Annotated in this window: 16 protein-coding genes; 2 read left to right on the top strand and 14 right to left on the bottom strand. The window is 60.5% G+C overall.

Translation table 11 applies throughout. From position 1 onward, the window contains the following. Positions 1–31 precede the first annotated feature (31 nt). Positions 32–151: a hypothetical protein gene (locus AC27VU_RS24530; RefSeq protein ID WP_488725088.1), complete on the top strand. Its 120-nt coding sequence runs from the start codon at positions 32–34 to the stop codon at positions 149–151. A 1-nt stretch (position 152) separates the two neighbouring features. On the opposite strand, the gene AC27VU_RS24525 is transcribed toward AC27VU_RS24530, so the two are convergent. Next, positions 153–977 carry an SDR family oxidoreductase gene (locus tag AC27VU_RS24525; protein WP_488725080.1) on the bottom strand — a complete coding sequence of 275 codons (825 nt, stop codon included), beginning with the start codon at positions 975–977 and terminating at the stop codon, positions 153–155. A 37-nt stretch (positions 978–1,014) separates the two neighbouring features. Continuing rightward, positions 1,015–1,479, bottom strand: a complete 465-nt coding sequence (locus AC27VU_RS24520; RefSeq protein WP_003221822.1) for a hypothetical protein — start codon at positions 1,477–1,479, stop codon at positions 1,015–1,017. Between the two features lie 183 nt (positions 1,480–1,662). Between AC27VU_RS24520 and AC27VU_RS24515 the strand changes: the two genes are divergently transcribed. Then, positions 1,663–4,377 (top strand): RHS repeat domain-containing protein, encoded by a 2,715-nt coding sequence (locus AC27VU_RS24515; RefSeq protein ID WP_488725079.1) that lies wholly within the window; start codon positions 1,663–1,665, stop codon positions 4,375–4,377. Positions 4,378–4,486: 109 nt separating this feature from the next. Here AC27VU_RS24515 and AC27VU_RS24510 read toward each other — a convergent pair whose 3' ends face one another. The 12 genes from AC27VU_RS24510 to AC27VU_RS24455 form a co-directional block, all read right to left on the bottom strand. Further along, positions 4,487–5,938: a mannose-1-phosphate guanylyltransferase/mannose-6-phosphate isomerase gene (locus tag AC27VU_RS24510; protein WP_223008439.1), complete on the bottom strand. Its 1,452-nt coding sequence runs from the start codon at positions 5,936–5,938 to the stop codon at positions 4,487–4,489. A 215-nt stretch (positions 5,939–6,153) separates the two neighbouring features. Then, on the bottom strand, positions 6,154–6,810 hold the full coding sequence (locus AC27VU_RS24505; protein ID WP_007969549.1) for an alginate O-acetyltransferase AlgF: 657 nt from the start codon (positions 6,808–6,810) through the stop codon (positions 6,154–6,156). A gap of 14 nt (positions 6,811–6,824) precedes the next feature. Next, positions 6,825–7,997, bottom strand: a complete 1,173-nt coding sequence (locus tag AC27VU_RS24500) for an alginate O-acetyltransferase (protein WP_488725078.1) — start codon at positions 7,995–7,997, stop codon at positions 6,825–6,827. Between the two features lie 10 nt (positions 7,998–8,007). Further along, positions 8,008–9,573: an MBOAT family O-acyltransferase gene (locus AC27VU_RS24495; protein ID WP_488725077.1), complete on the bottom strand. Its 1,566-nt coding sequence runs from the start codon at positions 9,571–9,573 to the stop codon at positions 8,008–8,010. Positions 9,574–9,767: 194 nt separating this feature from the next. After that, positions 9,768–10,892: a mannuronate-specific alginate lyase gene (locus AC27VU_RS24490; protein ID WP_488725076.1), complete on the bottom strand. Its 1,125-nt coding sequence runs from the start codon at positions 10,890–10,892 to the stop codon at positions 9,768–9,770. Between the two features lie 8 nt (positions 10,893–10,900). Beyond that, positions 10,901–12,352: an alginate O-acetyltransferase gene (locus AC27VU_RS24485; RefSeq protein ID WP_003221844.1), complete on the bottom strand. Its 1,452-nt coding sequence runs from the start codon at positions 12,350–12,352 to the stop codon at positions 10,901–10,903. 10 nt (positions 12,353–12,362) lie between these two features. Next, the gene (algG, locus tag AC27VU_RS24480) at positions 12,363–13,934 is read right to left on the bottom strand and encodes a mannuronan 5-epimerase AlgG (protein ID WP_103484933.1); all 1,572 of its coding nucleotides are present in this window, start codon (positions 13,932–13,934) and stop codon (positions 12,363–12,365) included. 26 nt (positions 13,935–13,960) lie between these two features. Then, positions 13,961–15,442 carry an alginate export family protein gene (locus AC27VU_RS24475; protein ID WP_338800865.1) on the bottom strand — a complete coding sequence of 494 codons (1,482 nt, stop codon included), beginning with the start codon at positions 15,440–15,442 and terminating at the stop codon, positions 13,961–13,963. Then, positions 15,439–16,950, bottom strand: a complete 1,512-nt coding sequence (gene algK / locus AC27VU_RS24470; RefSeq protein WP_488725075.1) for an alginate biosynthesis TPR repeat lipoprotein AlgK — start codon at positions 16,948–16,950, stop codon at positions 15,439–15,441. Before algK ends, AC27VU_RS24475 begins: the two co-directional genes overlap by 4 nt. Before the next feature lie 9 nt (positions 16,951–16,959). Further along, a complete protein-coding gene (locus AC27VU_RS24465; protein WP_003221862.1) occupies positions 16,960–18,129 on the bottom strand; it encodes an alginate biosynthesis protein Alg44 in 1,170 nt (389 codons plus the stop codon). Positions 18,130–18,165: 36 nt separating this feature from the next. Next, complete coding sequence (alg8, locus tag AC27VU_RS24460) at positions 18,166–19,647, bottom strand: mannuronan synthase (protein ID WP_207198942.1); 1,482 nt, start codon at positions 19,645–19,647, stop codon at positions 18,166–18,168. Positions 19,648–19,753: 106 nt separating this feature from the next. Then, a complete protein-coding gene (locus tag AC27VU_RS24455; RefSeq protein WP_003221866.1) occupies positions 19,754–21,070 on the bottom strand; it encodes a nucleotide sugar dehydrogenase in 1,317 nt (438 codons plus the stop codon). Positions 21,071–21,152 lie beyond the last annotated feature (82 nt).

Below are 21,152 nucleotides of genomic sequence, written 5' to 3'. Positions count from 1 at the left end.
GAGTCTGCTCTGCTTGTGAAATCAGCGTCTACTGTCAGAGTTGACAGGTGGTGAAGGGCCGTGGGGGGGAGTAAGGTGTGTGCCCGAGGCGCACGTTGCTCAGGCTTTGTGTCTTCTGGAAATCAGCGTGGAGCGTGACTGTCGAGGCTGAATCAAAGCTTCCCGCGCAACCCGAACCGCTTCATCAACGTCGACTCCAGCAACCCCTTGGGCAACAACGTCGCCAGCAACGGCAACGCCCGGCTGCCATTACCAATGCGAACCAAGCGCGGCGGCGTGCTCTGCTGCACCGCTTTGAGCAATTCAGCGGCAAACTCACTGGCCGGGGTCGGCTTGTCCTGCGAAGCCTTGGCCCGCGCGCGAATCCCCTCACGCAACGGAAACCACGGCGACTGCTCGTTGATCAACTGCTCGGCTTCGTGCCCGGCATTCTTGGCGAAGCTCGACTGAATCGCCCCCGGCTGGACCTCCATCACGCGAATGCCGAACGGCGCCAGTTCCATGCGCAAGGCATCGCTCAGCGCATGCACCGCCGCTTTCGACGCACAGTAGGCGCCGGCGAATGGCGTGACCAGAACGCCCGAAACACTGCCGATGTTCACTACCAGCCCCTTGGCCCGGCGCAGCACCGGGAACAGTGCGCGAGTCACGCCGACAATCGAGAACACGTTGGTCTCGAACTGGCGTTGCATGGCCGGCACGCCGCCATCGAGCAGCGGCCCCATGGCGCCATAACCGGCGTTGTTGATCAGCACGTCGAGGCCACCGTGTTGCTGGTTGATACGTTCCGCGAGTTGTTCCAGCGCCACGCTGTCATTGACGTCCAGCGGGATCGCGGTGAACCCGGCGGTGGTCAGCGCCGCGACGTCTTCACTCTTGCGCGCAGTGGCCCAGACTTCGTAACCGGCGCCCTTGAAGGCGTCGGCGAGGGCGCGGCCAATGCCGCTGGAGCAACCGGTAATCAACGCAACGGGCATGGCGCATTCCTTGTGCAAAAAAGTGGGGGAGGGGGTATCAGTCGGAGAAACTGCCTTGCAAGCGCTCGGCGCGAAACTCAAGGGTTTGCGGGCGATAACCGGGACGCAGCGGTGGCATGGGCAGGCAGTCTTCCCAGTCGCCGCCGGCCTGCAGTTCGCCGGGACCGCGATAGCGCGGGGCGGTGTATTGGTTGTCGGCCAGATTGACCGTGTCACCGGGCGCGTAGGCTGCAATGCGCCAGCGCAGTTCGGTCAGCGGCACGTCGTTGCCGTTTTTCATTTTCAGTTGCAGCGGTCGATCCGCCGGGCACTGTTCAGGCGCATAGACAATGCGCATCTCCAGACGCGCCAGTTGTTTGAGTTCGCGGTTGTCCAGCCACACCACCCAGACCGCGACCAAACCCAGACCAACGGCAGCCGCGACGGACACCGGCACGGCCTTGGCCGGATAGCGCAACAACAGGATCAGCCAGGTGATGACCAGCAAAACGCCGATGAACATGTTTGAACGCTCCTTGAACTCGTGAGCACCATCCTACCGAAGGGGCGCGGGAATGGATATTCGCCGAGCAAAGCGTGACGCCATTGGTCGGGACTGTAATTTCTGACAGTTGTTGAACATGCGTTGTGCCTGCTCAAATTCCGGAGGTTCGAACAACGCCGCTCGCACGGGGAGGGACTTTTCATGAGCTTGCACATCAATACGCCGAGGGTGTCTGTGTTCGACCCGCGCGGTTTGTTGGTTCGCACGGTCGACTATTGTCGGGCTATCGAGGACGGCCCTGTCGACCCCCGGATCAACCGCATCCTTCATGACCCGGCGGGGCATGCGGTTAAACAGTGGGATCCGCGGCTTTGGCTGTCGCAGGTCGGCGACCCGCTGACGCCGGCCAATCTGACACGAGTGTTTACCTTGGGCGCCTCGGTGATTCGTTCGGACAGTGTCGATACCGGCACGCAAATCGAGTTGAAGGGGCTCGCCACGCAAACGGTATTCAGTTGGGACAGCCGTCAGACGCGACGCGACATTGAGTACGATGCCTTGCTTCGACCCGTTGCGATATTCGAACAAGGGGCAAGCGAGGCGCGGCGTTGCGGCGAGCGATTGACCTATGGTCATCCCGGCAGCGGCGATCTGGCGCAAAATCATTACGGTCAACTGATTCGTCATGATCACCCGGCCGGCAGCGTACTGTTCAACCGATTTGCAATTAGCGGCGAATGTACCGAGGACACCCGCCACTTCACTCAGGATCCGTTGGCACCTGACTGGCCTAAATCGGAGGCGGATCGTCAGCGGCTGCTGGAGCCAGGCGCCGGTGCGACATCGCGCTGGCGCCATGGTGCGCTGGGGGATGTGCTGGAACAGACGGATGCCCGAGAAAACCGGCATACATTCGCGCTGACCGTCGATGGCCACTTGCGCGAGCGCCGCTTGCAGTTGAAGGGGGAACCCGAGCAGACCCTGGTCAGGGACATCCACTACAACGCGCAAGGCAATGTCACGCAGGAAACCGCCGGCAACGGTGTACAAACCTATAGCCCCGAAGACAATCGCCTGTTGGTTCAGCGGACTGAAGACGCTGATGGTCTTGTGCTGCAACATTTGAGTTATGGATACGACCGGGTAGGCAATGTCCTGAGTATCGAAGACAAGTCACTGCCGATCCGTTACTTCGCCAACCAGCGCATCGACCCGGTCAGTCGCTTTGTCTACGACAGTCTTTACCAGTTGACCAAGGCGTCCGGTTGGGAGGCCGGCGCAGTCAATCGTGGCCCGCAATCGATGGGCCGCATCGATCCGGGGGCGGTCAGCAACTATCAACAGACTTACGAATATGATCCCGGCGGCAACCTGTGCAACCTGATTCATGTCGGTGCACAAAGCCACGGGCGCAAACTGCAGCCGGCGCGTTATAGCAACCGCTCTTTGCCTTACGTGGACGTCATTCCCGGTGAGGCAGAAATCGAAGCTGCCTACGACCGCAGAGGCAACCTGCTGACGCTGGAGTCAGGGCGGGTACTGAACTGGAACCTGCGCAATCAACTGCAAACGGTCTGTCCGGTGGAGCGTGCCTCAGGTATCAATGATCATGAGGTCTATCTGTACGATGGTGGCAGCCAGCGGGTACGCAAGGTCCGCTCGTTGCGAACTGGCGTCCGAAGCCTGATTGCCGACGTACGCTATTTGCCCGGGCTGGAGTTGCGCACCGATAACGGTACCGGCGAACGGTTGCAGATCATCGTTACCGACAACGCTCGAGTACAGCATTGGGAGAGCCCGCCGCCTTCGGGAGTCAACAATCGATGGCGATACCAACATATCGATCACTTGGGTTCGGTTAGTCTGGAAACTGCCGGTGACGGTACGTTGATTGGTCGGGAGAAGTATCACCCGTTCGGTACCAGCGCTTGGCAGAACGGCGAACTCAGCTACAAATTCGTCCGTTATTCAGGCAAGGAGCGTGATGCGACCGGACTTGATTACTACGGTCACCGCTACTACATCTCCTGGTTGCAAAAATGGAGCAGTCCGGACCCGGCGGGGGAAGTGGATGGTTTGAACCTGTACCGGATGGTCAGAAATAACCCCGGTACGTTGATCGATGCAGATGGACGCAGGCCGCAGCTTCCAGAGCAATCCGGTCCTCCAGGACCGCCAGCATTGCCCCCCCCGCCGCCACCTGTCTCAGGCATACCTCCCCCTTTACCGGGAGCAGCCTCCCGACCATTGACCACTAAAAAATGGGTCATTAAAGATGATCCGGCATTGTATAAACAACAAGGGGGTGAATATCCTTATTATTCTTCATTCACAATTGCTCTTCAGAAGCTCAATATTGAGCACTATAGTTCAATTGACGATATAAAGCAGTTTGTAGATGTATGGCGGGAAGTTGGACGAAATATGACTCCTCCCGCCAGGAATATCGATAATGACAAAGCTTTGGAAGTTCAGGGTGTTTTAGGGAAAATAGATGAAGAATGGCCAAGTTATCATCGTGCGGATGTAAAGGAGCTTTTCCGAGGAGACACAACAGCCATATTGAATAGCTACCCATGGCTTGCCGAGTTTGTAGAGAGCGTCGGAGACGATGCTACAGAAAGCATACTGAATGTAAACATCCGCTCTCAGCTGATAATGTCAACATCCAAAGACCCAGGCATGGGCTACGTGTCCGGTAAATCCATAATGTGGCACTTTGAGGTGGAACCTGGACATGCAGGTGTTTCTGAGGGGTTGTATGCATCCGAGGGAGAAGTAACGTTTCCAATGTATAACAAAGTTAAAGTAGTTTCCGTGCAACACATTCCAAAAGGAAGGTCCTACATGGATAACACCGCACGATTCGGGACGGCACATAGATACGTGATAAAAGCAAAAATGTTACCCCGTTGATTATCAGAACAAGCGTTGGAGGAATGTGAACGGGCCAAAAAAGCCCCCGCCCAACCCACTGCGGATGGGGACGCAGCGGGCTGGACGGGGGCTTCTTATTGCGGGGTGATCACTGCGCGATGGTTTTCACCGACACGCCGCGTTCGATCGGGGTGGAACGACCGTAGATGTCCTCGAAACGCTCGATATCGTCTTCGCCGAGGTAGCTGCCCGATTGCACTTCGATGATTTCCAGCGGGATCTTGCCCGGGTTGCGCAGGCGGTGCACCGAGGCGATCGGGATGTAGGTCGACTGGTTTTCGCAGAGCAGGAACACGTTGTCATCGCAGGTCACTTCGGCGGTGCCGCTGACCACGATCCAGTGCTCGGCGCGGTGGTGGTGCATCTGCAGCGACAGGCATGCGCCCGGTTTGACCGAGATGTGCTTGACCTGGAAACGCCCGCCCATGTCCACCGAGTCGTAGGAGCCCCACGGACGATAGACCTCGCAATGGTTCTGGGTTTCGCTGCGGCCCTGCTCGTTGAGGGTGTTGACCATCTGCTTGACGCCCTGAACCTTGTCCTTGTGGGCGATCATCATCGCGTCCTTGGTCTCGACCACGACGATGTTTTCCAGACCGATCACCGACACCAGTTTGCCGTTGCCGTGGATCATGCAGTTTTTGCTGTCCTGGATCACCACGTCGCCTTTGCTGACGTTGCCGTTGGCGTCTTTTTCGTTGACTTCCCACAGCGACGACCAGCAACCGACATCGCTCCAGCCGGCGGTCAGCGGCACCACGCAGGCGCGCTGGGTTTTTTCCATCACCGAGTAGTCGATGGAGTTGTCCGGGCAGCAGGCGAAAGTGGCTTCGTCCAGCGTGACGGTGTCGGCGTCCTGCTGGCTGCGCTCGAGGGTCAGCAGGCAGGTGTCGTAGATGTCCGGATCGTGTTTTTTCAGCTCTTCGAGGAAGCGGCTGGCGCGGAACAGGAACATGCCGCTGTTCCAGTAGTAGCCGCCGGATTCGACATATTCGGTGGCGCGTTTGACGTCAGGTTTTTCGACGAAGTGCGAAACGCGGCTGACGCCTTCCGGCAGCAGCGAATCGCCGGTGGATTTGATGTAGCCGTAGCCGGTTTCCGGTTTGGTCGCCGGCACGCCGAACAGCACCATTTCGCCGTTTTCGGCGGCGACGGTGGCCAGGGCCAAGGCGCGTTGCAGGGCTTTCTGGTCTTCCAGCACGTGGTCGGCTGGCAGCACCAGCATCAGTTCGTCACGCCCTTCGTTGACCAGCATCATCGCGGTCAGCGCCACCGCCGGCGCGGTGTTGCGGCCGAACGGCTCCATCAGGATGCGCTGGCATTCGAGATTACGGTTGGCCAACTGTTCGTTGACGATGAAGCGGTGATCCTTGTTGCAGACCACGATCGGCGTGTCCATGCCTTCGAACACCAGACGCTCCAGGGTTTGCTGGAACAGCGTGTGTTCACCGGTCAGGGCGAGGAATTGTTTAGGGAATTGCTTGCGCGAAAGCGGCCAAAGACGTGAACCGCTACCACCTGACAAGATCACCGGAATCATATTGTTTACTCCATAAAATCGATTGGTTAGAGGCACGAACGCTGTGTCGTTTCACTCTTGTTTTTGTCTCGTATCCGAACTGACAACCCGGTCGCAGGGTGGGAGGGGGCTTGCTCCCGAAGGCGGTGTATCAGTCGACATATCTGTTGAATGTCAGACCGCTTTCGCGAGCAAGCCCGCTCCCACAGTGGGCGCGGGGTCAGTCTGGAAAATAATTAGCGGGTCGACACCGGGCGTTTCACCCAGACTGGCGACAGGCTGCTGCCGGAACCGGTGACGTACAGCACCGCTGCTTCACCACGCTCCAGAGCGACCGGTTTCACGTCGCCGACTTTCTTGTCGCCTTCGTACAGCGCCAGGCTGACTTTCACCGGGTTGATTTCACGTTCGCCCCGGCCCTTGGCAGCCACGTTCGGCACCACGTCGGTCTTGCCGTCGGCGGTCTTCAGGGTCAGCGGCTTGTCGCTGAGGTTCTGCACGCGCACCAGGGATTTCTGCTTGTTCTTGAACGGCGGTTCTTCGATCAGCTGTGGCGCGCCGGACGCGTTGTTGACCAGGGTGTAGTAGTGGTCACCGGCAAGTTTCACCGGCAAGGTCTGGCTGCCGACCTTGGCGCTGTAATCGCCGCCCGGCATGAAGCTGAAGTCGCTGCTGGCCAGTGGCGCAACGTCGCTTAGGTTAGTGCTGCCGACGGTGGCGCTGACTTCGGCGTTGCTGGCGTTGTAGACCCGCACGAAGGTCGAGCCTTTCGGTGCGGTCGGGCCGTACAGCGCGGCGTCACCACCGGCGAACGCCTGGACGGAGAGCACGCTGAGGCCAGCAACCAGTGCGAAGCGTTTTGCGAGACGACGAGGAGTAGTCGTGAAAGTCATGGTGTACCTCTCTTTCAGTTTTGCGCCCGGTCGGGCGTCTCGGATTTAGTGTTTACAGCTACGTTTTGTTGGCGAGCACCGGCTTGTTTGAGCTCTGCGACCCACTGCGGGTCGGCGTCGCCGATTTCGTTGTTCACAGGCAGATATCGTTCAGGAAACTCCCAGATCAGCACCTGTGGCGGGCTGTTCTTGAAGTCATCGCTTTTCAGGTAGCTGAGCATCGGCAGGATCGGGCCGTGGCCGTCTTCGGCGTAGTTGCCGACGTCGCTGTGCAGCGCTTGTTTCAGCGCACCGACGAAGTTCCAGTTGGGGTTGGCGCTGTAGCTGGTGCCGATCAGTGCGACCGGTACCTCGCTGCTGGCGAACAGCGCGTCGTCGCCGGCAGGTTGCTCGGCGGCCACGGTGTTGCGCTTCTGCAGCGGCTCTTGCGCCGGCATCAGGTTTTCAAACAGCGGATCCAGCGGCAGGAACAGACGCAGGTCGCCCTTGTGCGTGACCTTCTCCGCTGGCGTGGTGACAAAACGCTGCGGCTCGCCGCTGAGCGGGAACTTGTCGGCGATGGTTTTCGCCAGGGTGTTGGCGGCGATCTCCGCGCCTTCAGGAGTCCAGTGGGTGTCGGTGCGCAGGAACACTTGCTGACCGTTGTGCTTGGCCTGTTGCAGCGGGCCAAGCAGGTCCGGGGCGAGGATCTTGTCCGCCGCGACACGGGCGTGGAAGTCCTGATAGAGGTTGGCGTGGATGCTCGCCGGTTTCACTTCACCCAGGTGTTCTGGGTACAGGCGCACTTTGGCAGGGACGATGGCCATTACCAGTTTTACGCCTTTGGCCTTGAGGGTCTGGCGCACGCCTTCGACCAGCGCGTAGTTGCCTTGCAGGTTCAGCTCTTCGTTGACGATCGGGTTGAATTCCTCGTCGCTGTACAGCCACTGATCGCGACCGAGCACCACGCCCGGACGACCTTCGTTGAACAGTTTGAAATCCAGCGCCGCCCAGAGATTGGTGCCCAGACGCTTGATCGGAAACTGGTCGTCGTAGTGGGTTTCCACGGCCTTGGTCCAGCGACCGTTGAGCACGGTCGCATCAGCGTTGGTGCTGAAGCCGAAGAAGCTGCGCACCGACCACAGACCGAGCACCAGCAGGGTCAGCAGAAACAGCGCGATGTAGACGATGCGTAATGAGCGGGTCATGTCAGATCCCTCAGAACTGGAAGTAAAGGAACGGCGAGAAGCTTTGCGCCGAGAGTTTGAGAATCGAGGCGATGAACAGCAGCAGGATCAGCCCGCGCATCACGTAGCGTGACCAGTCCGCGCTCCAGTAGGCCGGTTGCACCTGGGCTTCGACGCCGACGGTGTAGCCAGGCTCGTGGATGCTCGCCGGGTTTTCGCCAGGCGCGGCTTTGATCACGCCCGGGGTCGCGGTGGCAGGGCCGTTGGCCTCGACGTTGACTTCAGGTTTGCTCTTCACCGGAGGCTGGTTGGTGTACAGATCACGCAGGCCAAAGAAGGCCAGCGTTGCGTACGCCACCACCAGGGTTGCCACTTGCAGACCGGTGAGGCTGGCGCGGTTGAGTTCCGACAGCGACCAGTCGCTGAAGCTGAACATCGCGCCGTACATGCGCCCGGCGACGTGCAGGTTTTCGGCGCGGAAGATCACCCAGCCCATCACCACCAGCAGGAAGGTCAGCGCCCAGCGAATCGGGTTGAGGCTGCGCGGCGCGGTGTTGATGCCGAGCATTTTTTCGATCGCCAGCCACATGCCGTGCCAGGCGCCCCAGACGATGTAAGTGATGTTCGCGCCGTGCCACAGACCACCCAGGAGCATGGTCAGGAACAGGTTGCGATAGGTCATCAGCGTGCCTTTACGGTTACCGCCGAGGGTGATGTACAGGTAGTCACGCAGCCAGGTCGACAGGCTGATGTGCCAGCGGCGCCAGAACTCGGTGATCGACTGGCTGATGTAAGGCTGCTTGAAGTTTTCCATGAAGCGGAAACCCATCATCAGGCCCAGACCGATGGCCATGTCGCTGTAACCGGAGAAGTCGAAATACAGCTGCGCGGTGTACGCCAGCGCGCCAAGCCAGGCATCACCGGTGGTCGGGTTTTGCAGGGCGAAGCAGTGGTCGGCGACCACCGCGAGGGTGTCGGCAATGAACACCTTCTTGATGAAACCCTGCATGAACCGCGTGCAGCCCTCGGAGAACTTGTCGAGGGTGTGGGTGCGGTTGTTGAACTGGTCGGCGAGGTCGCGGAAACGCAGGACCGGGCCGGCAATCAGGTGCGGGAAGATCGCCACGAACGCTGCGAAGTCGATCAGGTTGCGCGTAGCCGGGGTGTCGCCGCGATACACGTCGATGATGTAGCTGATCGACTCGAAGATGTAGAACGAGATACCGATCGGCAGCAGCACGTGGGTCAGGATGAACGGCTCCAGACCGAACGAGCTCATGATCGCGTTGATACTGTCCACGCCGAAGTTGGCGTATTTGAAGTAGCCGAGGATGCACAGGTCGACTGCCACGCCGAGCAGCAGCCAGCGCTGTGCCGGTTTGGTGCGCACGCCGGCAGCACCGACTTTCAGGCCGATCCAGTAGTTCCACAGGGTGACGCCGGCGAACAGCGCCAGGAAGTCCACCCGCCACCACGCGTAGAACACGTAGCTGGCGATCAGCAGCAACAGGTTGCGATAGCGTTGCCCGCTCAAGTAGTACAAGCCGAGAAAGATCGGCAAGAACAGAAACAGGAACACGTTGGATGAAAATACCATCCCGATCTCTCCATGTTTGAACCAACAGTCAAGGGCCAAAGCCCCCCCAAACCCCCCATGAAAATTCAGGGGGCGACATCACTTCACTGTGGGAGCGGGCTTGCTCGCGAAGGCGGTGTGTCAGTCGACATTTTTTTTGAATGTCAGACCGCATTCGCGAGCAAGCCCGCTCCCACAGGGGATTGCATTCACTCTTACGAACCCTTGTTGCCCTTCTCATGCGACGGGTCGTAGACCTTGGTCAGGTCGCCACCCAGGCGGAAGGTCTTGAACGGTTGCATGCCGTGCTTCTTCTCGATCACATCCGGCGGGCAGGTGTAGAGGGTGCAGAACGGTTCGAGCCAGGCGAATTTCATGTCCTCTTTCAAGTCGGTCATGTCCTGCTCTTTGCCGTTCTTCTTCTCGAATTGGTCAGGGTCTTTCACCCCGGCCAGCACCCGGTCACCCAGACGCTTCAGCGCGCTGTTGTTTTCCTGACGCAGATCGACACCATTGACCTGAGCGAAACTGGCGATCATCGCCAGCGGCGGCAGGGCGTAGTTGTGGTACGCGAGGGCGCGTTGCTGGCGCTTGAGTTCGTTGGGCAGGAAGCCGTCGGCGTCAATTTGATTGACCCCGACCTTGTATTCCTTCACTGCCCAGTCAAACAGGTCGCGACGGTTGGTGGCGATCGAGGTCGCCATCACCGACCACGCGGCCCAGTACGAGTGGTTGTTGGTTTTTTCCAGCGGCAGGTTGTCCCAATCGCTGACCACCTGATCGGCCATCTTGCTGAACCACGCCTCGATCAACTGCGCCTCTTGCTGATGTTCGGCCAGTGGATGCGAGTCGGAGAACTTCAGGCGAATGTACGAAGAGGCCATGCTGCCCAGCGCCCATTTGCGCATCGACTTGCCGGTGTGATTGAAGTCTTTCGACATCAACGCATCGGCCTTGGCCCACGCAGTCAACCAGTTGAGGGTGCAGTCGAGCTGTTCCGGGCGCCCGTCGCGCATGAACTGCATCACCCGTTTGGCGGTGCCGCGCTCCAGCGTGGTGATGTCCTTGGTGGTGTCGCGGAAGGCTTTTTCCGACTGCACGTTCAGCGTTGCGCGGGCCTTGTCCGAGCCTTCGTATTTGCTGCGAAATTGCAGCGGCCCGGTGTACGGCGCGGGCATCGCGTCGCAGCCTTCGCTCTTGTCGCCGGTCTTGAATTTATCCACAGGGGCGAAGTAGCCCTGCGGCGGACGCAGTGGCGCGGCGGCCTGAGTGGCCCCGGCGAACATCGCCAAGGTCAGGAGGGATGGTGCAAGCAAGTGTTTGATCGTTCGATTTCGCATAGCAGACCTCATTGCCCGACCTGAGCGGTTTGTGGCCCAGCGCCCGGGAATACGTTGCGTTTGCAGATTTTCGCTTCGACTTTTTGCGGCGCGGTACCCGCTTCCGGGCCCTGAACTTCGACGGCCAGCAGATTTTGCGAGGCCCAATCTTCGTCCGTGCGCAGCTCAAAGGCGAAACGACCGTCGGTGTCGGAGGTTTCCGGTTTCTCGATCTTGATGTCCTCGTGGCGACCGTTCATGTACCAGAGGGTGGCTTGCAGGGTTTTCACCGAGGTGTCGGCGAAGCGGATGTCGACCTGATGACTGCTGTTCTGCAGGTTCAGGTTTTTGCTGTTGACCAGCAGTTCCTGTTTGCCGCCGGGCTTGAGCGTGGTGCTGGCGGACATTTGCGTGTCTTTGCCTTCGCAGCCGTTATCGAGCAGCGACATCATCTGGCGGTAGATGGTCTCCTGGTCGAGGCGGTACAGCGGCGAGAATTCCCAGATCAGAATCTTCGGCGGCGTCTTCTGGAATTCGTCGCTACCGAGGTACTGCAGCATCGAACCTTCGAGACCGCCGCCGGGGAAGGCGACGTTGAGAATGTCGGCGCCAATGGCCTCTTCGAGGAAGCCGGCGAAGTTGTAGTTCTTGCCGCTGTGCGAGGTCCCGACCAAGGTAATTTGCGGGTTGCCGGAATCACCGAACAGGTCGCCGTCACCGGCCTCGCCTTTCGGCTCGGTGGTGAACTGATCCATGTACTGGATCGCGTAACTGGTGCCGCACAGTTGCCCGGCCATGTTGTGCAGGGTGCCGGTCTTGCCCATGCGCCCGGTGCGCTTGGTCTCGAATTCACGCTTGGGAATGTCGGCGAAGGCCGGGATCTGCTTGACCTTCTCGGCGACGATTTTCGCTGTGCGCTGAGCGCCGTATGGCGTCCAGTGCTGGTCGCCGCGGAAGTAGAAATCGTGAGCGGGCAGGGTGTCCGGCAGCGATTCGTTGGTCAGCGGCGAGAGGTCCGGCACCACGTAACCCATCTGCGCGAAACGCCCGAGCATGGTCTTGTAGTTGCCCAGCGCTTTCTCATAATCGAACGCGGCTTTTTCCTGCGGGTTGAGCTTGTTGCGGTTCACCAGGCCACGGGTCGGCTGATAGACGATCACCAGTTCGACGCCTTTGGCCTTGAACGCATCGTGCAGTTGTTGCAGGCGTTTGTAGCCGGCCGGGGTGGTGTTGAACTCGGTGCGCAAATCTTCCTGGGTACGGAACAACCAGTCGCCCTGCGCCTGCACCAGCGTGGTGAAGTTCTGCTGATAACGCGTGGTGTAGTTCTTCGCGTCATGCGCGGCCGGGCACAGGTTGCAGCACGGTTCGGCGGTGAACTTCGGTGCTGCGGTCTCGTCTGCACGAGCCGCATTGCTGGCCGCCAGAATGCCCACGGTCAGGGCCGACAGGCTGAGTAATTTGATCAAGTGTGGGTGCATAAAATTATCCTCAGTCCCGCATTTCGGTCTGGCGTTCGACAGGGTCGATCAGCACGGCTTTCTGCTGGCGCACCAGCAGGTCGAGAATTTCATCCTGGCGCTCGCCGAGGATGCCGTTGAAGCTGATGCCGCTGGATTTGGTCGGCGCCAGCATCGATACGCGATACAGCTCGACGCTCAATGGCGAGTCGATGGCCATCGGGCCGCTGCCGTTGGCCGCCAGTTCACCGCCGACCACGATCAGCGAGACTTGCGCGTCGAACGGGTCGAGCTTGATGTCACGGTCGGTGTCGGTCAGGTCCTTGATGTGGCCGTAGACGCCGGTCAGACCGTTGGCCATGGCGACGTTTTCGTAGAGGCGGATGTTCACGCTGTTACGAATGCGGATGCCGTGGCGTTTGTTGCTGATGACCTTGTTGCCCCACAGCAGGTTGTCGGCGGACTCGTAGAGGGTGATGCCGTCCGTGTGGTTCTTGTAGATCTCGTTGTAGGCGATGATGTTGTTGACGCTGTTACGGTCGATCACCAGGCCCGAGAGGTGGTTGTCGTAGCTCTTGTTGTTGAAGATGAAGCTGTCGTTCACTTCACGGGAAATGATGATGCCGTGCTTCTTCTTCGTGCCGTGGACGGTGTTCTCGGCAATGATCAGACCGTGGGAACGGTCGTGCGGGTCGATGCCGTAGACGATGTTGTCCTTGTAGGTGTTGCCCTTGACCACGAAGTCGCGGGTCTCGTAGCAGTAGAAGCCGTACCACATGTCGGAGAACTCGGAGCCGACGATCCAGCCGGTCGGCTCGGGACGCTTGAGCACCTTGGCCATGTTCGGCGTGTACTGGGAAATACTCACCCCGTACGACTTACTGTTGGCGTAGCCGAAACTGGCCATCTTGCTGTTGACGATGTAGGTCTCGGTGCCGCCCCAGGCCAGCAGGAACGGACGGAATTCCTTCGGCGAACGGAAGGTCGCCGGGCCGTTGTCCTTCTCGCGCCAGCCGGTGACTTTGGTGTCACGCACGAACAGCTGACCGTCGTTGACCAGGAACGAACCGGCCTCTTGCGACAGGCGCAGCTCCTGGGTCTGGCCATCGATTTCAAGGATGCCTTTGCGGCCGACCACGATCGGCAGCTTCGCCAGGTACACGCCCGGCGCGGTCTCGCTGAAATACTGCTTGGGCAGCTTCTGCGCCAGATCCTTGAGGTTCAGGTAACCGTCGTCGACGAAGATTGCCTGCGGGATACCGTGCTGACGCACCACCCACTCGGCCATCTTGTTGTCGCCGCCGATGAAGTCCTTCAGCGCGTCTTCCTGCATCATCCGGCGCACGCTGATCTTGCCCGGTTTGCTGCGATTGATCTTCGCGGCAGCCGCCTCGGCGGTGAAGCCGGACAGGTCGGGCAGTGTCGGCTTGGCCAGTTCCAGCGCCTCGGTCGGCGCGCTGCTGACGGTGTAGGTCTTGGCTTGTTGCAGCTCTTTGGTGGTGGTGACAGGCTTGGCCGGTTCCACCGTGGCGAAGGCGCCAGCGGAGGCCAGCAGCATGGCGCCGGCCAACAGGCTGAGCGAGCCTTTCCTTGCATGGTGCATGTCGGGCACTCCCTTGGCGGTTTGCATCAGAAGCGCCAGATCACGTCGATGAACGCGCGGTGCATGTACGAATCGACCTGGCTGCCATAGGCATCACCGGGCTTGAACACGCCGCCACGGAAACGCACCAGCGCCGACGGTTCGTCGATCGACTGACTCAACGCCGCCGGCAACAGGCCTTGCTTGAAGTACTTGGTCACCACCAGGTCCATTTCCTGACCCAGGTCCTTGTTGCCATCCTGCAGCGGCAGCGAGGTGCTGGAGAGGATCGCGCCGGTGACGTCGTCGGTGTTGTTTTCCACGGCGTTGATGCCGTTGCTGCCCACCGGCTTGTTGCCGTCCACGCGCCAGAACTTGTGGTAGATCAGGCTGGCGTCGTACTGGTCGTTGAGCATCCACGAACCGAACAGGGTCGCGGTCTGCATGTTGTTCATTTCGCCACGGAACGCTTCGCCGAAACGGTGCACGCGCGAGCGGGTACCGGTGTAGTTGGAGCGGTTGCTTTCCAGACCGTTCTGTTGGTAATCGGCGCTGGCGCGGGCGTAGGCCGCACCGACCTGCCACTGCGGATCGAGGCGCAGACGCACGCCAAGGTCGGTGGCCCAGCCGTTGATGTCATCACTGCGCTTGGCTTGCGCCGGACGGCTGCCATCGGCGTTCAGCGGGTTGACCGAATCGAGGTCGCCGCTCATGCCGGTGATGCTGCCCCAGTAGTTGACGGTGTTGGTGTTGCGCCAGTTGTAGGCGTCGCTGTCGGCGGTCAGGCCGAGCCAGCTGATGTCGCCGTTCTGGGTTTTGTCGAGGGTGTCGCGGGGTACGCCCGGTTCGGCGTAATCGAGCTTGCCGTCATCGTGGGTGTGGTGGCCGCGAATGCCGACCCAGTTGCCCGGTGTCCACTGGTAGGCGGCATCGGCGTAGGCGTGCAGGCGATCCTTGTCTTTTGGCGCCAGCTCTTTGAGGTCGGTGCGGTATTCGCTGAAGCGTTCGGCGACACCGACGTTGGCGCGCAACAGGGTGGTGTCGAAGGTCCAGTTCACCGCTTCGATGTTGGTGTCACGCCATTGGCCGTCGTCATTGCGCAGGCGCTGGCGACCGAGCTTGAGCATCTCGCCGGGGTACGGCGTCAGTCCGCTGTAGCCGACCCAGAATTCGCGCATCGCCAGGTAGTTCTTCTTGGTCTTGCGATCACTGTTGTCGGTGGTTTCGGCACCGTCGGCTTGCTGCAGGGTGTCGGTTTCGATGATGTCGGTCGAGGTCACGGCCTGACCCATGGCGTAGGCGCTCCACGCGCCGCTTTCGCCGTAGATCCATGGACGCAGGTCCAGGCCCACACCGTTGACGTCGCCACCGGGTGCGGTGCCGAGGTCGCGGTCGTCTTCGGACTGACCGGTGATTTTCACTTCCAGGCCGAAGTTCTTGGTTTCAGTGATCGCCGCCAGTGTCGGGCAAGACCAGATCAGCGCGAACGTGAGGCCAATGCCGGCCTTCACAAAGGGATTCAACTTCATAGGGCTTCCTCGCCGTCTTCTTCTTGCAGGGCGTGCAGTTGCAGCGTGTTCTGGTTCAGGGCGCCACGGCTGGCCTGTTCCTGTTGCAGCAGGCGCTGGGCTTCGGCCAGACGCTCGGGCGGCAATTGCGCTGCGAGGGTGGTCGCCAGTTCATCGGCTTGCGGAGTGTTCTGCGCCTTGGCCAATTGGCTGAAGACATAGGCGTTGAGCGGGTCGGGTTTGGTGCCCTTGCCTTGGGAAAACAGTTGGGCGATGGCGAAATCGGCGCTGTTCTGGCCGTTGCGCGCCGCGGTCAGCAGGTGGTCGAGAGCCTTCTGCGGGTAGACCTTGCCCAGGTAACCACGGCGGTAGATCTGGCCGAGGTAGTAGTCGGCGGCGACTTCGCGGCCGACGGCTTTCTGGAAGTGTTCTTCGGCGACTTTGGCGTCGGCCGGCACCAGTTTGCCTTCGTAGTAGAGCTTGCCCAGCAACAGTTCGGCGCGCGGCTGATCGGCGGCGCGGCCGTTGTCGAGGTACTGCATCATCTGATCGACGTCGCCCAGTTCCGGGAAGTCGTAGAGCAGCTGCGCGAGGGTCACCCACGATGCCGGGTAGCCCGGGGCGATCGGTTCGAGCAGCGCTTGCGCGGTCTTCTCGTCGGTCTTGCCGAGGGTCGCATCGGCCAGCACACGGGCCACCGAATCGACGCGCTGCGCGCTGACGCTGCCACGGTGGTAACCGGCCTGCATCTGCTTGATCAGCTCGGCCTGTTGCTCCGGCTGGGCACGTTTCTGATAGACCGTGGCCAGTTCGACGTAGCAGATGTCGGTGGTGTTGAGCGCGGCTTTGCAGATCTTTTCCACGTCATCCAGGTGCTGATCGTAGGTGCCTTGAGTGCGATACAGCAGCACCTGCGCCAGACCCGCTTCCGGGTAGCCGGATTTGCGCCACTGATCGATCTGCTGCTGGGCGTTGATGTTGGGGAAGCTGTGCGGAAATTGCAGGTACAGCATCGCCAGCGGGATCAACGTATTGCCTTCGCCATTGGCACCTGCTTTTTTCAGAAGACTTTCGGCTTCGTGGTGCTCGGCTTCGGTCGAACCCGGTTTGGCCACCAGCAGGCGACCGAGACGGGCCTGGGCCCGTGGCGACACGTCGGCGGCGGCACGATAGGTCGCCTCCGCCTGCTTGATCTGCTCGGGGTCGCGGCTGTCGACCTGGATATCGGCGAGGCCGACTTGCGCCTCGCTGTAACCCAGGTCTGCCAGTGCGCGGTAGTTCTGCGCGGCGGTGGCGGTGTCGCCACGCTTGAGCGCTTCGTTGGCCAGACGCTGGTCGGGCAGGCCGGCGCAACCGGCCAGACTGACGGCCAATGCAACTGCGCATAGTGGCCCCATGTGGGAGCGGGCTTGCTCGCGAAGGCGGTGTGTCAGTCGGCACTGAGGCTGAATGTCAGAATGCATTCGCGAGCAAGCTCGCTCCCACAGGGTTTGTGGTGTGCTCGAGATGGGTGGAGTAGTCACAGGCATGTCCTCGACTTAAAGACCGGCAGCCATGGCTTTGTCGATCAGCCAGTTCAGGTTCGGGCCACGGTCGCTGTTCACTTCCACCGGGCGGCCGGCGAAGCTGCTGTCCAGCGGTTCGTCCGGCTGGATCTGCACGCGGATGTCGGAGGACAGGTCGGCGCTTTTCAGGCTGGTGCTGCTGACGATCTTGCCGGTGCGGGTCTGGTCTTCGCCGGCGATCTGGAAGCTCACAGGCGTACCCGGACGCACGTCGCCGAACTGGCGATAGGAGAAGCGTGCATCGACGGTGGCCTGGGTGTTGCGCGGCACCAGGGTGAAGATCACGTCGCCCTTGCTCGCGTACTGACCGTCCGCCACCAGTTGCTGGGCCACAGTGCAATCGCACGGCGAGGTCAGGGTGCCGGTCATTTGCTTGCCGAACAGTTCTTCAACTTTGGCCGGTTGCAACTGGTCTTCGTCCAGATGGCCCTTGAGCACGTCGAGCATGCTGGTGCTGAAGGTCGCCAGCGGGGCGCCTTTGGCGGCGACGCCGTCGGACTTGACCAGGCTCTGCACGGTGCCGTCACGCGGCATGGTGATGTTCATCCCCGGTACGCTGACCAGACCTGCTTGCGCATGGCTGACGAAGTACATGCCGTACACCGACTTGAAGACGAAACCGAACGCCACCAGGCCAATGGCGAAGATGCCGGCGCTGAAGGTCACGGCTTTCAGACGCCCGAACGGGGTCATGCCGCTGCCGCCGTCCTTGACCTTGCGCGCCTTGGTGAAGTTGTCGCGCTGCAGGGTCGCCAGCACTTCACCCATGCTGACGATGTCGCCGGCCAGGTGCGAAGTGATCAGGTGGCGCAGAGTGGAAATGTCCTGCGGCTCAAGGTTCTGGAACTGGCAACCGGCGCGGCCTGTCTGGCGGTCGTAGGAGCGGATCTGCAGCTCGACGTCCATGGCCAGGCCGAGGTTGTCGATGACGAATTGCAGGCGTGCCTTGTGCACCTCACCCACGGTCAGCGGCATCTGCCCGGCGTTGAACGCCAGACCACCGGCGGACAGGTCGAGGACCCGCGCTTCGAGCGGCGTCCGGTCGTGGCCGAAAAAGCGCAGTTTCGCCGGGATTTTCACTCGGGCGTGCTGACGCTGGGCTTCGGATTCATGCACTACGTTGGCGTTGACGGCGGTATTCATAGGGGCGATTTCCTTGTTAATTCAATAAGGGGGCGGTCAGACCATCATCAGCAGCACGGCGACGAAAATGCTGCCGGCGGAGAAGGTCATGGTCCGAGACGACCAGGTGTTGAACCAACGTTGAAAGCTGGCGAGATCACGGGTCAGGGAAGTGGGTTGGCGCGTCCAGGATTGCTGGTCGAGGCGGAAGAACACGTAGATCTTCACCAGCGCACCGACGATCTGGTTGTAATAGAGAATCGCCGGGTAAGCCGGGCCGATCCGGTGACCGGAGCAGGACAGCAACAGGGTCAGAATCAGCCGGGTGATGCCGATCCACAGCAGGTAGGCGAGGATGAACGCGCCGCCGTACTTGAAGCTGGCGATGATCGCCACGGTCAGGCCGAGCAAGGACGTCCACATCGACACGCGCTGGTCGAACAGCACCACCGAGGTGAAGGCGCCGAGGCGTTTCACACCCAGGCCAAGCGCCCGCGAGTTCTGGCGCAGGTTGTTGCCGTACCAGCGGAACATCAGTTTGCGGCTGGCCTTGATGAAGCTCTTTTCCGGCGGGTGCTCAACGGTGTTGATCGCGGCGTCCGGCACGTAAAAGGTGTCGTAACCCAGGCGCATCAGGCTGAACCAGCTCGACTTGTCGTCGCCGGTGAGGAACTTGAAACGGCCCAGGCGCCAGTGTTGCAGCGAGTCGCTTTCGACGTCGGCGATGAACTCCGGATCGGTGACCACGGTGGCGCGGAATACCGACATGCGCCCGGTCATGGTCAGCACGCGCTTGGACAGGGCCATCGAGCACATGTTGATGTGACGCTGGGCGAAACGCAGCTTGTGCCATTCGCTCATGATGTAGCCGCCGCGCACTTCGCAGAATTCGTTGGTGGTCAGGCCACCGACATTGCCGAACAGCTGGAACCACGGCACGGTCTTGCGCACGGTGCCTTCGCCGAGCACGGTGTCGCCGTCGATCACCGCCACGACGGCGCGGTCGTCTGGCAGGTGACGGGAGATCGCGCGGAAACCGTAGGCCAGGCCATCACGTTTGCCGGTGCCGGGAATGCGCACGAAGTCGAGCTTCACGCGCTCTGGCGGATTCATCCGCGCCCACAGCGCTTTCACCAGCAGCTCATCGGACATTTCGACGATCGAGCAGACCACGGTGGTCGGCAGTTCGCAGTCGATCGCTTCGCGGATCACCGAGCTGTAGACCTGCGCGGTGGTCAGCGCGTCGATACGGAAACTGGTGACCATCAGAAACACATGCGACGGGTCCGCCGCTTTACCCAGCTTGCGCACTTTGCGGCGCAGGTGCGGGTAAACGATGTAGAGAAAAATCATGCCGCGCACAAAGTGCGTTGCACCCATCGAGTAGCGCCAGATACCCACGGCGCCAATCAGGAAAATGAAGTCCTTCGACTCGGAGTCGAATGTGGACGTGGGCAGCATCAAGGCCAGGCCCAATAACAAACTGAGGTAAAACAGCCAACCGGCGGCCTGAAGTAGGCCGTGCTTTAGCCTGTGCATAATCTGCATCCGTCTCTATCTCGGGCGAGCCTGTCGGGTGGCCCGATGGGGTTAAGGCAGGCGAAGAACCGGCCGGGGGTTCAAATCCCCCGGCCGGAAGGCTGACTTACCAGCAGATACCTTCGGTGCGAGTACCGGCGTTGGTGGCTTTGGCCATGAAGCCGACCAGGTCGATGACCTGTTTGCCTTGCGGCGCTTCCTGAGCCAGTGCGCGGAATTTCTCGTCGCGGTTGCCGAGGATGATCACGTCGGAGTTGTCGATCACCGAATCGAAATCCGAATTGAGCAGGGACGACACGTGCGGGATCTTCGACTCGATGTAGTCCTTGTTCGCGCCGTGAACACGGGCGTACTCGACGTTGCTGTCGTAGATGCTCAGGTCGTAGCCCTTGCCGATCAGCATCTCGGCCAGTTCCACCAGCGGACTTTCGCGCAGGTCGTCGGTACCGGCCTTGAAGCTCAGGCCGAGCAGGGCGACTTTGCGTTTGTCGTGGCTTTCAACGATGTCGAAGGCGTTCTGCACTTGCGATTCGTTGCTGCGCATCAGCGAGTTGAGCAGCGGTGCTTCGACGTCCAGCGAACCGGCACGGTAGGTCAGGGCGCGCACGTCTTTGGGCAGGCACGAGCCGCCGAAGGCGAAGCCCGGGCGCATGTAGTACTGGGACAGGTTGAGGGTCTTGTCCTGGCAGACCACGTCCATCACTTCACGACCATCGACGCCAACCGCTTTGGCGATGTTGCCGATCTCGTTGGCGAAGGTGACCTTGGTCGCGTGCCAGACGTTGCAGGTGTACTTGATCATTTCGGCGACAGCGATGTCCTTGCGGATGATCGGCGCGTCGAGTTCTTCGTACAGCGATTGCAGAACGTCGCCCGAGGCTTTGTCGAACTCGCCGATGACGGTCATCGGTGGCAGGTCGTAGTCCTTGATCGCGGTGGATTCACGCAGGAACTCCGGGTTGACCGCCACACCGAAGTCGACGCCGGCCTTTTTGCCCGAGCAGTCTTCGAGGATCGGGATCACCACGTTGGCGACGGTGCCCGGCAGCACGGTGCTGCGCACCACGATGGTGTGGCGAGTGGTTTTTTCCCGCAGCACGAAACCGATCTCGCGGCATACCGCTTCGATGTAGTTCAGTTCCAGGTCGCCGTTCTTCTTGCTCGGCGTACCGACGCAGATCATCGACAGGTCGGTGTCACGAATCGCCTCGGCGAAGTTGGTCGTACCGCGCAGACGACCGGTCTCGATACCTTGCGCCAGCAGTTCGCCCAGACCCGGTTCAACAATCGGCGATTTGCCGGCGTTGATCATGTCGATCTTGTCTTTGGCAACATCGACGCCAACCACGTCGTGGCCCCGTGCAGACAGGCAACCGGCACACACTGCGCCAACGTAACCCAAACCAAATATGCTGATGCGCATCGCAATTACCTCTGTGTTTTATCAAGCCATTAGATGGCCGGAGTTAATGGTGTTCAGCGGTCATAGTGCACTCGAAAGTGCG

The organism is Pseudomonas sp. 14P5.3.2 (genome assembly GCF_057799175.1).
Note: the sequence above shows the minus strand (reverse complement) of the source record. Positions and strands in the feature narration are given on the sequence as shown.

Coding starts and splice junctions, on each gene's coding strand:
- AC27VU_RS24525 (WP_488725080.1), bottom strand. CDS start 977: ATGCCCGTTGCGTTGATTACCGGTTGCTCCAGCGGCATTGGCCGCGCC.
- AC27VU_RS24520 (WP_003221822.1), bottom strand. CDS start 1,479: ATGTTCATCGGCGTTTTGCTGGTCATCACCTGGCTGATCCTGTTGTTG.
- AC27VU_RS24515 (WP_488725079.1), top strand. CDS start 1,663: ATGAGCTTGCACATCAATACGCCGAGGGTGTCTGTGTTCGACCCGCGC.
- AC27VU_RS24510 (WP_223008439.1), bottom strand. CDS start 5,938: ATGATTCCGGTGATCTTGTCAGGTGGTAGCGGTTCACGTCTTTGGCCG.
- AC27VU_RS24505 (WP_007969549.1), bottom strand. CDS start 6,810: ATGACTTTCACGACTACTCCTCGTCGTCTCGCAAAACGCTTCGCACTG.
- AC27VU_RS24500 (WP_488725078.1), bottom strand. CDS start 7,997: ATGACCCGCTCATTACGCATCGTCTACATCGCGCTGTTTCTGCTGACC.
- AC27VU_RS24495 (WP_488725077.1), bottom strand. CDS start 9,573: ATGGTATTTTCATCCAACGTGTTCCTGTTTCTGTTCTTGCCGATCTTT.
- AC27VU_RS24490 (WP_488725076.1), bottom strand. CDS start 10,892: ATGCGAAATCGAACGATCAAACACTTGCTTGCACCATCCCTCCTGACC.
- AC27VU_RS24485 (WP_003221844.1), bottom strand. CDS start 12,352: ATGCACCCACACTTGATCAAATTACTCAGCCTGTCGGCCCTGACCGTG.
- algG (WP_103484933.1), bottom strand. CDS start 13,934: ATGCACCATGCAAGGAAAGGCTCGCTCAGCCTGTTGGCCGGCGCCATG.
- AC27VU_RS24475 (WP_338800865.1), bottom strand. CDS start 15,442: ATGAAGTTGAATCCCTTTGTGAAGGCCGGCATTGGCCTCACGTTCGCG.
- algK (WP_488725075.1), bottom strand. CDS start 16,950: ATGCCTGTGACTACTCCACCCATCTCGAGCACACCACAAACCCTGTGG.
- AC27VU_RS24465 (WP_003221862.1), bottom strand. CDS start 18,129: ATGAATACCGCCGTCAACGCCAACGTAGTGCATGAATCCGAAGCCCAG.
- alg8 (WP_207198942.1), bottom strand. CDS start 19,647: ATGCACAGGCTAAAGCACGGCCTACTTCAGGCCGCCGGTTGGCTGTTT.
- AC27VU_RS24455 (WP_003221866.1), bottom strand. CDS start 21,070: ATGCGCATCAGCATATTTGGTTTGGGTTACGTTGGCGCAGTGTGTGCC.